This window comes from Limnobacter sp. MED105, assembly GCF_000170915.1.
Classification (GTDB): domain Bacteria; phylum Pseudomonadota; class Gammaproteobacteria; order Burkholderiales; family Burkholderiaceae_B; genus Limnobacter.
In genome coordinates this window covers 40,747-55,696 of record NZ_ABCT01000003.1, presented here as the reverse complement: position 1 = coordinate 55,696, position 14,950 = coordinate 40,747, and the positions used below count along the sequence as shown (strand labels likewise).

The 14,950-nt window shown below is 52.4% G+C and carries 14 protein-coding genes; 12 read left to right on the top strand and 2 right to left on the bottom strand.

Features of this window, described 5'->3' with window-relative positions; translation table 11 throughout:
- Window positions 1–10: 10 nt before the first annotated feature.
- Both LMED105_RS04295 and LMED105_RS04290 read left to right on the top strand, forming a co-directional pair.
- Window positions 11–295, top strand: coding sequence for a DUF1330 domain-containing protein (locus tag LMED105_RS04295; RefSeq protein WP_008248509.1), 285 nt, complete (start codon window positions 11–13; stop codon window positions 293–295).
- A complete protein-coding gene (locus LMED105_RS04290; protein WP_008248508.1) occupies window positions 292–849 on the top strand; it encodes a DUF924 family protein in 558 nt (185 codons plus the stop codon). Before LMED105_RS04295 ends, LMED105_RS04290 begins: the two co-directional genes overlap by 4 nt.
- Here the strand turns inward: LMED105_RS04290 and LMED105_RS04285 are convergent.
- Both LMED105_RS04285 and LMED105_RS04280 read right to left on the bottom strand, forming a co-directional pair.
- The gene (locus tag LMED105_RS04285; protein ID WP_008248506.1) at window positions 846–1,823 is read right to left on the bottom strand and encodes a CoA ester lyase; all 978 of its coding nucleotides are present in this window, start codon (window positions 1,821–1,823) and stop codon (window positions 846–848) included. The genes LMED105_RS04290 and LMED105_RS04285 overlap by 4 nt on opposite strands.
- Before the next feature lie 87 nt (window positions 1,824–1,910).
- Complete coding sequence (locus tag LMED105_RS04280; protein WP_008248504.1) at window positions 1,911–2,897, bottom strand: malate dehydrogenase; 987 nt, start codon at window positions 2,895–2,897, stop codon at window positions 1,911–1,913.
- Window positions 2,898–3,057: 160 nt separating this feature from the next.
- Here LMED105_RS04280 and LMED105_RS04275 point away from each other — a divergent pair, with 160 nt between their 5' ends.
- The 10 genes from LMED105_RS04275 to lpdA all read left to right on the top strand — a co-directional run bounded on the left by LMED105_RS04275 (window position 3,058) and on the right by lpdA (window position 14,948).
- On the top strand, window positions 3,058–3,786 hold the full coding sequence (locus tag LMED105_RS04275; protein WP_050771143.1) for a GntR family transcriptional regulator: 729 nt from the start codon (window positions 3,058–3,060) through the stop codon (window positions 3,784–3,786).
- Between the two features lie 196 nt (window positions 3,787–3,982).
- Window positions 3,983–4,396 carry a succinate dehydrogenase, cytochrome b556 subunit gene (gene sdhC, locus LMED105_RS04270; protein WP_008248499.1) on the top strand — a complete coding sequence of 138 codons (414 nt, stop codon included), beginning with the start codon at window positions 3,983–3,985 and terminating at the stop codon, window positions 4,394–4,396.
- Window positions 4,396–4,776: a succinate dehydrogenase, hydrophobic membrane anchor protein gene (gene sdhD, locus LMED105_RS04265; RefSeq protein ID WP_156799535.1), complete on the top strand. Its 381-nt coding sequence runs from the start codon at window positions 4,396–4,398 to the stop codon at window positions 4,774–4,776. The genes sdhC and sdhD overlap by 1 nt, the downstream gene beginning before the upstream one ends.
- A gap of 2 nt (window positions 4,777–4,778) precedes the next feature.
- Window positions 4,779–6,560 (top strand): succinate dehydrogenase flavoprotein subunit, encoded by a 1,782-nt coding sequence (gene sdhA / locus LMED105_RS04260; protein ID WP_008248495.1) that lies wholly within the window; start codon window positions 4,779–4,781, stop codon window positions 6,558–6,560.
- A 22-nt stretch (window positions 6,561–6,582) separates the two neighbouring features.
- Entirely contained in the window at window positions 6,583–7,299 is a 717-nt protein-coding gene (locus LMED105_RS04255; RefSeq protein WP_008248492.1) for a succinate dehydrogenase iron-sulfur subunit, read from the top strand.
- A gap of 72 nt (window positions 7,300–7,371) precedes the next feature.
- A complete protein-coding gene (locus LMED105_RS04250; RefSeq protein WP_008248490.1) occupies window positions 7,372–7,644 on the top strand; it encodes a succinate dehydrogenase assembly factor 2 in 273 nt (90 codons plus the stop codon).
- Window positions 7,645–7,670: 26 nt separating this feature from the next.
- Window positions 7,671–8,978, top strand: a complete 1,308-nt coding sequence (locus LMED105_RS04245) for a citrate synthase (RefSeq protein WP_008248489.1) — start codon at window positions 7,671–7,673, stop codon at window positions 8,976–8,978.
- A gap of 308 nt (window positions 8,979–9,286) precedes the next feature.
- Complete coding sequence (locus tag LMED105_RS04240) at window positions 9,287–12,145, top strand: 2-oxoglutarate dehydrogenase E1 component (RefSeq protein ID WP_040512368.1); 2,859 nt, start codon at window positions 9,287–9,289, stop codon at window positions 12,143–12,145.
- 68 nt (window positions 12,146–12,213) lie between these two features.
- Window positions 12,214–13,500, top strand: coding sequence for a 2-oxoglutarate dehydrogenase complex dihydrolipoyllysine-residue succinyltransferase (odhB, locus tag LMED105_RS04235; RefSeq protein ID WP_008248485.1), 1,287 nt, complete (start codon window positions 12,214–12,216; stop codon window positions 13,498–13,500).
- Window positions 13,501–13,511: 11 nt separating this feature from the next.
- Window positions 13,512–14,948 (top strand): dihydrolipoyl dehydrogenase, encoded by a 1,437-nt coding sequence (gene lpdA / locus LMED105_RS04230; protein ID WP_008248483.1) that lies wholly within the window; start codon window positions 13,512–13,514, stop codon window positions 14,946–14,948.
- Window positions 14,949–14,950 lie beyond the last annotated feature (2 nt).

Below are 14,950 nucleotides of genomic sequence, written 5' to 3'. Positions count from 1 at the left end.
GCTGGCTCAAATGAGTGCGTATGTAGTTGGCCAAATCAATATCATCGATTCACTCAAGTGGCAGCAGTACCGGGACGAGGTGCCCGGTACTCTTGTTGCCTGGAATGCTGAACTGGTTTTTCGTGGAGTGAAAGCATCTAACTTGGCGCTTCAAAATCCCTACACCGATATTGTCGTGATACGTTTCCCAACGCTTGGTGCGGCCCATGGCTGGTTTCAGTCAGAAGCCTATCAGGCGCTCATCCCGCTGCGCGAGGCAGCCGCACAGGTGCTACTGACTTCTTACGAGGCTTGAATCATTTGCTGGATCCGCTTGCTCGAGAAATTCTGAAGTTCTGGTTCGAAGACATCGAACCGAAGTCATGGTGGGCCGCCGACCCGATATTCGACGAACGAATTCGCCGAAGTTATGGCGAACAACTGTTGAGGGCAGCACAGGGCGAGTGTTATTCCTGGCGTACTTCAGCCAAAGGCCGTCTTGCCGAAATCATTGTTCTGGATCAGTTTTCTCGCAATGTTTACCGCAACACTCCATTGGCTTTTGCACAAGACGCAATGGCTTTGGTTTTGGCACAAGAGGCAGTGGCCAAGGGCGTGTTAAATGATTTAACTCCCGATGAAAGGGCATTCTTGCTTTTGCCTTACATGCACAGCGAGTCTAGAGTCATTCACGTTCAAGCCGAGCATTTGTATCGGGAATGGGCCCCCGAGAACAACTACAACTTCGAGCTTCGACACAAGGAAATTATCGACAGGTTTGGGCGTTACCCGCACCGAAACAAAATTCTGAATCGTGACTCTACCCGCGAAGAACTGGAATTTCTGAAGCAGCCTGGGTCGAGTTTCTAGCCGCCGCGGTTCGATCTCGCATTCAGCACTTCAAAAAAGTACCTGTAGCTCGCCCGGTCGTGCAGCTCTCCCTTGATTTGGATAGGTCCCCAGTCTGCCTTTTGCGCTTCAGTCAAAACCTGAACAGCTTCATCGACTTCAGAATCGGTGGGCAACATCGCCGATACGATGTGCACAATTTGATCCGGGTGAATGCTCCACATCCGTGTAAAGCCAAAGTCTCTTTTCGCGCGTGTTGCATCTTCAGCCGCCATCTCTGGTTGGCGGATGTTGCGGGTGACATTGTGAGAGGGTACTTTGCCAAAACGGTGGCACGCCGCAGAAATTTCAAGTTTTGCCCGGCGGACCAACGGGTTTTCAAACTGCCCCGGCGAGTTGAGTGCCGTTTTTGGAATGGCACTTCGATGGCTTGAAATAAAATCCATGATGCCAAACGAGAGTGACTCTACTTCCTCAAGTCCCGCAATACTGTGTACGGCGGCCAAAGCGCCATGGGTTTCAATTAGTACGTGCAAGGGTGGAGGCTCAACACCTGCCTTGGCACATTGTTCACGGATACGGCCAATTGCCTGTTTTACATCATCGAAATTTTCAGGCTTGGGTAACATCAAATAGGCTGGTGTGGGTATACCTTTCTTCAGCACAATTGGCAGTTCCTGTTCGAACGCAGGGTCTTGCACAGGGTGAAGCCGAACACCGGGTCTTCGGGTTTCGCTGCCGTATCGAGCAGAAAAATCAACAAGGCTATGGGCGGCCCAAGTCGCAATTTCAGTCACCTGGCCCACCACGGCACCGTCTTCCAAATCCAGCGTAATGTCGAAACAGGCGCCAATCTCCGCACGAATCTGCAAAGCTTTCTCAAAGTATTTCGGGCGACCTGTGTAGTGGTCACACACCGGCAGGTTCACCTGTGCATGGTCTTCGCTGTACAAAATAGTCGAAATCGTCGCCAAATCCAGATTGTGCTTCTTCACGCGGTATTCCTTCGCAGTGTTATTTCAAATGCAAATAAAAAAAGCCAGCATCTCTGCTGGCCCTTTTTATCACGAAATGCTCGTAAATTACTTGCCCAGCAAGTGCTTCACGCCTTCGCGCTCTTCCATCAGTTCGTTCAGGGTAATGTTGATGCGCTCTTGGCTGAATGCATCAATTTCCAGGCCCTTCACGATTTCAAACTTGCCATTGGCACAGGTTACCGGGAAGCCAAACTGCGTGCCCTCGGGAATGCCATAAGAGCCATCAGAAGGAATACCCATGGTTACCCACTTGCCGTTGGTGCCCAGTACCCAGTCGCGTACGTGGTCGATGGCAGCATTGGCAGCCGAAGCGGCAGAGGACAAGCCACGCGCTTCAATAATGGCTGCACCACGCTTGCCCACGGTTGGCAAGAAGGTATTGGCGTTCCATTCCTGATCGTTGATCATGTCTTTGACTGAAGCGCCGTCGATAGTGGCGAAACGGTAGTCAGCGTACATGGTGGGTGAGTGATTGCCCCACACGGCCAGCTTTTCGATAGACGCAACCGGCTTGCCAGTTTTTGCAGCAACCTGGCTCAGGGCACGGTTGTGGTCCAAACGCAGCATAGAGGTGAAGCAGTTCGGGTCCAGATCTGGAGCTGACTGCTGTGCAATGTAAGCATTGGTGTTGGCGGGGTTGCCCACAACCAGTACCTTTACAGTTGGCTTGGCGTTGTCGTTCAGTGCTTTGCCCTGAACGGTGAAAATTGCGCCGTTGGCTTCCAGCAGGTCTTTGCGTTCCATGCCTTTGCTGCGGGGGCGTGCGCCGACCAGCAGTGCTACGTCTACGTCTTTGAAAGCGGTTGCGGGGTCATCGGTAATCACCACGCCTTGCAGCAACGGGAATGCACAGTCTTCCAGTTCCATGACCACACCCTTCACTGCGGGCAGGGCGGGGGTAATGTCCAGCAACTGCAGAATCACGGGCTGGTCTTTGCCCAGCATGTCGCCATTGGCGATACGGAACAACAAGCTGTAGCCGATTTGGCCGGCAGCGCCTGTAACGGCAACTCGCATTGCGGGTTTGGTCATGTCAAACACTCCAAAGGATTAAAAATCGAAGGCCATAGTTTAGCGCCAAACGCTGACACCTTGTTGACTAACTTGGTGGTTTAGAGGGGATTAACTTCTAAAAGTCCTCTATAAGATATAAGATACACAATAATCCGAAAAATCAGCACCGAGACACAATTTGCAACCCGTTAACCCAACGTTCAGTCCGCTTTATCAGCAAATTAAAGGTTTGCTGCTCAAAAGCCTTCAAGACGGCGAATGGAAGCCGGGTGAGCTTATTCCGTCCGAAACCGAGCTGGCCACCCGCTATGGCGTAAGCCAGGGCACCGTGCGCAAGGCCATCGACGAATTGGCCGCAGAAAACCTGGTCGATCGCAAGCAGGGGCGGGGTACTTTTGTTGCCACGCACAACGAGGCCAAGTCAGAATATCGGTTCCTGCGTCTTGCCGCCGACGAAGAGCCTGGCGTAAAGCCCAAATCCACCTATTTGTCGGTTGAGCGGGTTCGCGCCAGTTCCCAGATTGCCAAGTTGCTCGATATTAAACCCAGCGACTCCGTGTTTGTGGTCAAGCGCGTCATGCGCTTTGACGGCGTACCGCGTATTTTTGATGAAATCTGGTTGCCTGCCTCCCAGTACAAGGGGCTCACGCTTGAGCGCCTTCAGCAGTGGAATTCCACACTGTATGGTTTCCTTGAAAGCAGCTTCAATGTGCGCATGTTGCGGGCCAACGAGCACATCAAGGCGGTTAGCGCACAGCAGGAGCATGCAGACATTCTGCAGGTCGGGGTAGGCACCCCCTTGCTGCTGGTCGAGCGGCTTTCAATGACGTATGCTGACAAACCAGTGGAGCTACGTCGTGGTTGGTACTTGACCGACAAATTCTCATACAGGAATGAATTGTATTGAATTGATACAAGTCTTTTGCGGGCAAAAGAATGCATTTGAACCACTTAGCACACAAAATCAAAAATATCTCGCTTTTAGCCCAAGCTGATTTGGTTCAAAATATATCGTTGTCCGATATTGGTTTTTTTTAAAGGATTCAAGCCGAAAGGCTTAGGGTTTTGGCCCGTTTTCCAATCACTTTTATAAGAACACGAGCATGTCAAACACTGTTGCGAAGAAACGTCCGGTTTACCGGAATATTCATGTCACACAAATTCTGAAATACAGGCTCCCCTTGGCCGGCAAGTTGTCCATTTTGCACCGCGTCAGTGGCGCCGTGCTGTTCTTGGCGCTTCCGGTCATTCTCCTGCCGCTTTTCGACAAAAGCATTACTTCCGAACTCACTTTCCTTGAAATGCAATCGCTGGTCAGCAGTCCGCTGGTCAAAATTGTATTGTTGGGTCTGATCTGGTCTTACTTGCATCACTTCGCAGCCGGCATTCGCTACTTGGTGCTCGACATGCACGTGGGTACCGAGAAGTATGCAGCCAGCAAAAGTGCCGGTATCGTGTTTGCTGTCAGTTTGAGCCTGACCGCCTTGTTCGGCCTGAAACTGTTTGGAGTGTTTTAATCATGGGTAACAACATTGGTTCCAAGCGCCTGGTCGTTGGCGCACATTACGGCCTGAAAGAATGGGTGGCGCAACGCATCACCGCTGTCATCATGTCGGTGTACACAATCGGTCTTTTCCTGGCCGTGCTGTTCACCCCAGATCTCGATTATGCAAAATGGGTCGGTTTCTTCAACTTCACCGTGTTGTCTTTCCCATTGGGCAAAATCCTCGCATTGCTGGCTATTTTGTCACTGTGCTATCACGCCTACATTGGTATTCGCGACATCTGGATGGACTACGTTAAGCCCACTGGTATTCGTCTTGGTTTGCAAGTTTTTACAGCGTTGTGGTTGCTTGGTGCGGCCGGCTACGCTGCTGACATTCTCTGGAGGGTCTAAAAGTGACTGCAGTTAAAACTTCCCTTCCTCGTCGCAAATTCGACGCGGTGATCGTAGGTGCGGGTGGCGCAGGTATGCGCTGTTCGCTCCAGTTGGCAGAGGCTGGTCTGAATGTAGCCGTACTGTCCAAAGTGTTTCCAACACGCTCACATACAGTGGCCGCGCAGGGCGGTATTGGCGCATCGCTGGGCAACATGTCCGACGACAGCTGGTACTGGCACATGTTTGACACGGTAAAGGGTTCTGATTACCTGGGCGACCAGGATGCAATCGAATTCATGTGCCGTGAAGCGCCCAAAGTTGTTTACGAACTTGAACACTTCGGCATGCCTTTTGACCGCAACCCCGATGGCACCATTTATCAGCGCCCGTTCGGTGGCCACACAGCCAACTTCGGTGAAAAGCCTGTTCAGCGCGCTTGCGCGGCAGCCGACCGCACAGGTCATGCCCTGTTGCACACCCTGTACCAGCGCAACGTGCGTGCTCGCACGCAGTTCTTCGTGGAATGGATGGCGCTAGACATTATTCGCGATGCCGATGGCGACGTGGTTGGTGTAACTGCCCTGGAAATGGAAACCGGCGAAATGATGGTGCTGGAAGCCAAAACCACGGTGTTCGCCACTGGTGGTGCGGGCCGTATTTGGGACGCCTCCACCAACGCCTTCATTAACACCGGCGATGGCATGGGCATGGCAGCCCGCGCAGGCATTCCGCTTGAAGACATGGAATTCTGGCAGTTCCACCCCACGGGCGTGGCCGGTGCTGGTGTATTGGTCACTGAAGGTGTTCGCGGTGAAGGCGGCATTCTGCTGAACAGCGAAGGTGAGCGTTTCATGGAACGCTATGCACCAACCTTGAAAGACCTGGCTCCACGCGACTTCGTGTCACGTTCCATGGACCAGGAAATCAAGGAAGGTCGCGGTTGCGGCCCCAACAAAGACTACGTATTGTTGAAGCTCGACCACTTGGGCGCTGACACCATCATGAAGCGTTTGCCCTCGATTCGTGAAATCGCGATCAAGTTCGCCAACGTAGATCCGATCAAAGAACCGATTCCTGTGGTTCCAACCATTCACTACCAAATGGGCGGAATTCCGACCAACGTGTATGGCCAGGTTGTGGCGCCCAAAGTACCGGGCGGTGCCAGTGAAATCGTCAATGGCATGTACGCCATTGGTGAATGCGCTTGCGTGTCTGTGCATGGCGCGAACCGCTTGGGCACCAACTCCTTGCTCGACTTGATCGTGTTCGGTCGTGCAGCCGGTAATCACATTGTGAACAGCAATTTGAAGGCCCGTAGCCACAAGGAACTGCCTGCCGATGGCACAGACCTCACTTTGGCTCGTGTTGACAAACTGATGACATCCACCAGCGGCGAAAACACCCGTGTTGTGGCCGATGCAATCCGCAAGGGTATGCAGTACCACTGTGGCGTGTTCCGCACCACGGAATTGATGGAAGCTGGCGTGACCAAGATCAATGATCTGGCCAAGCAAGCCGAGCACATTCACCTGAAAGACAAGTCCAAAGTGTTCAACACCGCTTTGGTAGAAGCCCTGGAGCTGGCCAACCTGCAGGAAACTGCAAAGGCCACCATGGTGTCTGCGGCAGCGCGTGAAGAAAGCCGTGGCGCGCACGCGCACCGCGACTTCCCTGAGCGTGATGATGACAAGTGGATGCGTCACAGTCTGTGGTATTCCGAGGGCAACCGCCTCGACTACAAGCCAGTGAACCTGAAGCCACTGACAGTTGAAACCTTCCAGCCTAAAAAGCGGACGTTCTAATCAAGGTTAAGAGGTACAGAAAATGAGCGAAAAGAGAATCGTACGTTTTGAAATTTATCGCTACGACCCGGACACCGGCGAAGCGCCAAAAATGCAAAAGCTGGAAGTTGAGCTGGAGCCAACCGACAAAATGTTGCTTGACGCGCTGATGCGCATCAAGAGCGACGTGGACGAGTCAATCGCCTACCGTCGTTCATGTCGTGAAGGCGTGTGTGGTTCTGACGCCATGAACATCAACGGCAAGAACGGTTTGGCTTGTATTACCAACCTGCGCGACCTGAAGCAGCCTATCGTATTGAAGCCCTTGCCCGGTCTGCCAGTGGTACGCGACTTGATCGTGGATATGACTCAGTTTTTCAAGCAGTACCACTCTATCAAGCCTTACTTGGTGAATGAAACGCCTCCCCCAGAAAAGGAGCGTTTACAGTCACCCGAAGAGCGTGAAGAGCTGGATGGTCTGTATGAGTGCATTTTGTGCGCCTGCTGTTCAACCAGCTGTCCATCATTCTGGTGGAACCCCGACAAGTTCGTGGGCCCGGCAGGTTTGTTGCAAGCCTATCGTTTCATTGCTGACAGCCGCGATCAAAGCACGGGCGAGCGTTTGGATAACCTGGAAGATCCTTACCGTTTGTTCCGCTGCCACACCATCATGAATTGTGTGGACGTGTGTCCGAAAGGCTTGAATCCTACCAAGGCCATTGGCAAGATCAAGGAATTGATGGTGCGTCGCGCCGTCTAGAACCCTTGTTCGGATTTTTTTATTCAAATCGGGGTTGTGCACTGCAAAACCCCGTTTTTTTTGTTGTAGTTTATGTCTAATCAGAGTCATCAGGCGGATCCAACTCAACGTGCCCGTTTACGCTGGCGCGCCAGGCGAGGCCTATTGGAAAACGACCTGATTATCGAACGATTTTTCGACAAGCATGAAATGGAATTGACCAACGATGACGTGCAGGCATTGACTGTGCTGTTTGAAGAGGTTGACAACGTCCTGCTTGACCTATTCCTTGGCCGAAAAGAGCCGGAAGGGGATCTGGATACACCTGATGTGCGCAAGGTAATCCAGATGATGCGAGAACTTTAATTTCAATCCCATTAGAAGGAAATCCGATGAGCACAGAACACAAGGCCACGCTGTCGTTTACTGACGGCACCCCTTCGGTAGAATTTCCCATTCACAAAGGTACCATTGGTCCCGATGTGATCGACATCCGAAAGCTGTACGGATCCACCGGTAAATTCACCTACGATCCAGGCTTTTTGTCCACAGCCTCTTGCAATTCATCCATTACTTACATCGACGGCGACAAGGGCGAGCTGCTGTACCGCGGCTACCCCATTGAGCAATTGGCTCAAAATTGCGACTTCATGGACGTGTGCTACCTGCTGCTTAACGGCGAACTGCCCAATGTGTCTGAAAAGCAGACTTTTGACGACCTGGTGACCAAACACACCATGGTGAACGAGCAGATGAATTTCTTTCTGCGTGGTTTCCGTCGTGACGCACACCCTATGGCTGTGATGACCGGTTTGGTGGGCGGCATGTCTGCTTTCTACCCAGATTCCATGAATTTGCTGGACAAAAACCAGCGCGATATTTCTGCGATCCGCTTGATTGCCAAAATGCCAACCCTGGTGGCCATGGCCTACAAATATGGCATTGGCGCACCAAACATTTACCCAAAGAATGAACTGAGCTACACGGCCAACTTCATGCGCATGATGTTCGGCAATCCTTGCGAAGAGTACCAAGTCAACGATGTGCTGGTACGCGCCATGGACCGTATCTTTATTTTGCATGCCGATCATGAGCAGAATGCATCTACCTCTACCGTACGCTTGTGCGCCTCTTCAGGCACCAATCCGTTTGCGGCAATTGCGGCAGGTGTGGCCTGTCTATGGGGCCCGTCGCATGGTGGAGCGAACGAAGCCTGCTTGAACATGTTGACTGAAATTCAGGCCAACGGCGGCGTCGAGAAAATTGGCGATTTCATTGCCAAGGTAAAAGACAAGGATTCAGGCGTTCGCTTGATGGGCTTTGGTCACCGCGTTTATAAAAACTACGATCCACGCGCCAAGCTGATGCGTGAAACTTGCCACGAAGTATTGAATGAGCTGGGCTTGCATGATGACCCATTGTTCAAGATCGCCATGGCTCTGGAAAAAATCGCTCTGGAAGACGAGTACTTTGTAAAGCGCAAGCTTTACCCGAACGTGGACTTCTATTCCGGCATCGTTCAAAAGGCGATCGGTATCCCTGTGCCTTTGTTTACAGCCATCTTCGCGCTGGCCCGTACCGTGGGATGGATCGCCCAGTTGAACGAAATGATCGCCGACCCCGAGTACAAGATCGGTCGTCCTCGTCAGTTGTTCAATGGTGCAGCGCACCGCAACGTGAAGCCAATCGACCAGCGTTGATTGGTCGCTCAGTTGAAATGAAAAAAGCCACCTGCGGGTGGCTTTTTTCATTTTCACCACATTTTTCACATTCATCCTCGTTAGGGCTTTAGTGCCCTTTCTCTAATCTGCTATCCTTTGGGCTTAACTCTTAAAGCAGTCCTTTTTGGCTGCTTTTTGCTATCTGGTTAGGGGCAGGGGCTCCACAAACCAGACGGGGAGTGCGGTTTAACCCACGTGTGTAGGGATTCGGTCCGATGGCAATAGCCAAGGTCGAGTCCGAACCCCACATCTTTGAAACGAGAAACTCGGAAAAAGGTGAAGCGCAAATGATGCGATCATTTCAACAAAACTCGTATTTGTTCGGGGGCAATGCGCCCTATGTCGAAGAAATGTACGAGGCCTACCTGGACAACCCAGGATCCGTGCCAGACAAATGGCGCGCCTACTTTGACCAAATGCAAATGGTGCCTTCCGCTCACGGCGACGTGAACGAGAAAGACGTGGCCCATGCGCCTGTGGTTCAATCTTTTGCCCAACGTGCCAAAAAAGGCTTCTTGCAGCCGCAGATCCAGTCTGCCGACCTGGAAGTCGCCAAAAAACAGGTGCATGTGCAGTCCATTGTGGCAGCGTACCGCTTCCTGGGTTCACGTTTTGCAGATCTTGATCCGCTCAAACGTCAGGAGCGCCCGAACATTCCAGAGCTGGATCCTGCCTTCTACGGTCTGACCGAGGCGGACATGGACATCATGTTCTCGGCAACCAATACTTATTTTGGTCAAGATCAAATGACCCTTCGCGACATCGTGAAGGCTTTGCGCGACACCTATTGCCGTTCGATCGGTATTGAATACATGCACATCAGCGACCCCGCTCAAAAGCGCTGGTTGCAAGAACGTATGGAAACCAGCCTGGGTACTGCCCAACTGTCGGCTGAAGAAAAATTACACATTCTTGAGCGCCTTACCGCAGCTGAAGGTCTTGAGCGCTATTTGCACACCCGCTATGTGGGTCAAAAGCGTTTCTCGCTGGAGGGTGGTGAGTCCTTTATCGCCTCGCTTGATCACGTGATTCAGCGTGGTGGCGCGAATGGTGTGCAAGAAACCATCATCGGTATGGCCCACCGCGGTCGCCTGAATGTGCTGGTGAATATTTTAGGCAAAAGCCCAAGCCAGTTGTTCGAAGAATTTGAGGGTAAACACGCCGATGACCTGCCAGCGGGTGACGTGAAGTATCACCAAGGCTTTTCATCTGATGTCACCACCCCCGGTGGCCCCATGCACTTGTCCTTGGCCTTCAACCCCTCGCACCTTGAGATCGTTAACCCGGTGGTAGAAGGGTCTGTCAAGGCGCGCCAGGAACGCCGTGGCGACAAGGAAGGTAAGCAGGTATTGCCAGTGTTGGTACACGGAGATGCGGCGTTTGCGGGTCAAGGTGTGGTTATGGAAACGTTGAACCTGGTTCACACTCGCGGCTATGGCACGGGTGGCACGGTTCACATTGTGATCAATAACCAGATTGGTTTCACAACATCAGACCCACGCGACAGTCGCTCCACGTTGTACTGTTCAGATGTGGTCAAAATGATTGAGGCGCCGGTGTTCCACGTGAATGGTGACGATCCTGAAGCAGTCATTTTTGTGACCCAGTTGGCGCTTGATTTCCGCATGGAATTCCAGCAAGACGTGGTCATCGACATTGTCTGTTTCCGTAAACTGGGCCACAACGAGCAAGACACTCCCGCCGTTACTCAGCCATTGATGTACAAGAAAATTGGTCAGCATCCTGGTACACGTGCCCTGTATGCTGAACGTCTGGTCATGCAAGGTTTGTTGAAAGAAGACGGTCCTGAAAAACTGGTGGCTGATTTCCGGGCAGCGATGGACGAGGGCAAGCACAATCGCGCAGACCCAGTACTGACCAACTACAAGAGCAAGTTTGCAGTAGATTGGTCTCCTTACTTGAATAAAAAGTGGACCGACGCAGCGGATACTTCCGTGCCTATCTCCGAGATCAAGCGTTTGTCAGAGCGCATCACCACCGTGCCCGAAAACTTCAAGGTTCACCCCTTGGTACAAAAGGTAATTGCTGATCGTGCTGCCATGGGTCAGGGTGAAACCCTGCTCGACTGGGGCATGGGTGAACACCTGGCGTATGCCTCGCTTGTATCTTCAGGCTATGCTGTTCGCATGACCGGTCAGGATTGCGGACGAGGTACCTTTACTCACCGCCACGCTGTTTTGCATCATCAGGGCCGTGAAAAATGGAACGAGGGCACTTATGTTCCCCTGGAGAATATCTCTGAGGGACAGGCACCATTTACTGTGATCGATTCGGTTTTGTCGGAAGAGGCTGTTCTGGGTTTTGAATATGGTTATTCCACTGCGGAACCAAATACATTGGTCATCTGGGAAGCCCAGTTTGGCGATTTTGCCAACGGTGCCCAAGTGGTGATCGACCAGTTCATTTCTTCCGGTGAAGTGAAGTGGGGGCGGGCTTCTGGCCTGGTCATGATGCTGCCTCACGGCTACGAAGGTCAGGGTCCAGAGCATTCCTCCGCGCGCATTGAGCGTTATTTGCAACTTTGCGCTGAAAACAACATGCAGGTATGCCAGCCCACCACGCCGGCTCAAATTTTCCACCTGTTACGTCGTCAAATGATCCGCTTGTTCCGCAAGCCTTTGATCATCATGACGCCGAAGTCTTTGTTGCGTCACAAGGAAGCCACGTCTTCTTTGCAAGACTTGTCCAAAGGCCACTTCCAGACCGTGATTGGTGATCAGGGTGACCTGGATGCCAGCAAGGTCAAACGCGTGGTTCTCTGTTCTGGTCGCGTCTATTACGACCTGATCGCGGCTCGTCGCGAACGCAACATCAAAGACGTTGCGATTGCACGAATCGAGCAGCTTTATCCATTCCCGCACAAGTCGCTCAGCGCTGAATTGCGCAAGTACCCGAATGTGACTGATGTGGTTTGGTGTCAGGATGAACCGCAAAACCAGGGCCCCTGGTTCCAGATCCAGCACAACGTGCTGGAAAATCTGTCCGAGGGTCAGCGTCTGGGTTATGCGGGGCGTCCGGCTTCAGCTTCTCCGGCCGTGGGCTATTACGCCAAGCACAACGAACAGCAAAAATCGCTGATCGATGCGGCATTTGGCAAGCTCAAGGGTTTCGTGGTTACGAAATAAATACAGGACGCGGGCTGGCCATGCTGGTCGTCCGCACTTGAACAAAGAATTCAAAAGGAAAATATTCCATGGCAATCGTAGAAGTGGTCGTACCACAACTGTCCGAATCTGTCGCCGAAGCAACGCTGTTGAATTGGTACAAAAAACCCGGTGACGCTGTAAAGCGTGATGAAAACCTGATCGATGTAGAGACTGACAAAGTGGTGCTTGAAGTGCCCGCACCGTCGGCTGGCGTGATCGTAGAAATTTTGTGTGAAGACGGGGCAACCGTTGTCGCTGGTCAGGTTTTAGCAAAAATTGACACCGAAGCAAGTGCTTCCGCTAGTGCACCTGCCGCGCCATCTGCTCCAGCTGCATCTGCGCCAACCCCGGCCCCTGCAGCATCAGCTTCAACCCCTTCAGCCAGTGTAGATGGCTCAGTCGCTATGCCGGCAGCAGCCAAGATGATGGCTGAAAACAACCTAAGCCCTGCTCAGGTCGCAGGCTCTGGAAAAGATGGCCGCATCACCAAAGGTGATGTAATTGGTACCTTGAGTGCACCGGCTGCAGCGCCTGCTCCCGCAGCAAAGCCAGCAGCAGCCCCCGCTGCCGCCAAGCCGGTCAGCTTGTTGCCTGAGGTGAAGGCTCCTCTGGATCCTTCCACGCTGATTGAAGGTCGCCCAGAGCAGCGCGTTCCCATGAGCCGTTTGCGCGCTCGCGTTGCGGAACGTCTGGTGCAGTCTCAACAAACCAATGCCATTCTGACCACGTTCAACGAAGTGAACATGAAGCCGGTGATGGACTTGCGTAACAAGTACAAAGACAAGTTCGAAAAGGAACATGGTGCCAAGCTGGGCTTCATGGGATTCTTCGTGAAGGCAGCAGTGGCAGCCTTGAAAAAATACCCCGTGCTGAATGCCTCTGTTGATGGCAATGACATTGTGTACCACGGCTACTTCGACATCGGTATTGCGGTGGGCTCTCCACGTGGTCTGGTTGTGCCCATCATTCGCAACGCGGATCAAATGAGTATTGCCGACATTGAAATGAAGATTGCCGAGTTTGGCCAGAAAGCCAAAGACGGCAAGCTGAGTCTGGACGACCTCACTGGCGGCACATTCTCGATTTCCAACGGTGGTGTGTTTGGTTCCATGCTGTCGACTCCAATCATTAACCCACCTCAGTCTGCAATTTTAGGCATTCACGCCACGAAAGAGCGTGCTGTGGTTGAGAATGGCGAAATTGTGATTCGTCCCATGAACTACCTCGCGATGAGCTACGACCACCGGATTATTGATGGTCGCGAAGCTGTACTTGGCTTGGTTGCAATGAAGGAAGCCCTGGAAGACCCAGCACGCTTGCTGCTGGAACTGTAAAGGGGATATTCATGAGCACACAATACGATGTAGTAGTGATTGGTGCGGGTCCTGGCGGTTACATTGCTGCGATCCGTGCAGGTCAGTTGGGGATGAAAGTAGCCTGTATCGAGGGCAATGCTTACGACGATCCTAAAGGTGAGCCACGCTTGGGCGGTACCTGCCTGAACGTGGGCTGTATTCCGTCCAAGGCCTTGCTGGCCTCTTCGGAAGAGTTCGAGAAGATTGCCCACCATGCGGAAGACCACGGCATCACCGTGACTGGCGCAAAAATGGATGTGGCCAAGATGATCAAGCGCAAAGATGACATCGTTGCCAAAATGACAGGCGGCATCCAATACCTGTTCAAGAAGAACAAGGTCACGCCCATTAAGGGTTGGGCCAGTTTTTCTGGCAAGGTCGATGGTGGTTTCGAGCTGACCGTGAAAAGCGCGGCTGGTGAAGAAAAAGTAACAGCCAAACAGGTTATCGTTGCGACAGGTTCCAAGGCACGCCACTTGCCAGGTATCACTGTTGATAACGAAATGATTTGCGACAACGAAGGTGCCCTGAAATTTGGTGCTGTTCCCAAGAAATTGGGTGTGATTGGCGCGGGTGTTATCGGTCTCGAGTTGGGTTCAGTTTGGCGCCGTTTGGGTGCGGATGTAACCGTGCTTGAAGCAATGCCCAATTTCCTGGCGGCGGCCGATGAAGGCGTGGCCAAGGAAATGCAGAAGATCTTCACCAAGCAAGGTTTGAAGATGAACATGGGCGTGAAAATTGGTGAAGTGAAAGCCAGCAAGAAAGGCGTTACTGTGGCTTACACCGATGCCGATGGCGCAGCCCAGAAGCTGGACTGTGACAAACTGATTGTGTCTGTAGGACGTGTTCCGAACACCGATGGCTTGAATCTGGAAGCGGTTGGCTTGAAAACCAATGAACGCGGCCAAATCGACGTTGATGCCCACTGCCAAACTTTGGTGGCTGGTATTTACGCGGTTGGCGACGTGATTCGCGGTGCCATGCTGGCGCACAAAGCCGAGGAAGAAGGTGTGATGGTTGCTGAAATCATGGCTGGTCAGGCTGGTCATTGCAACTACGACACCATTCCGTGGGTTATTTACACGTCGCCTGAAGTGGCCTGGGTCGGAAAAACTGAGCAGCAGTTAAAGCAGGAAGGTCGCAAATACAAGGCAGGTCAGTTCCCGTTCATGGCCAACGGCCGTGCACTGGGGCAAGGTGATTCCCAAGGTTTTGTGAAAGTGTTGGCCGATTCCACCACCGATGAGGTCCTTGGTGTGCACATCATCAACAGCCATGCGTCTGATTTGATTGCGGAAGCTGTAATGGCCATGGAGTTCAAGGCTTCTTCTGAGGACATTGGTCGCATTTGCCATGCGCACCCCAGTTTGTCTGAAGTGGTTAAAGAAGCCGCGTTGGCTTGCGACAAGCGTCAACTGAACGGTTAACA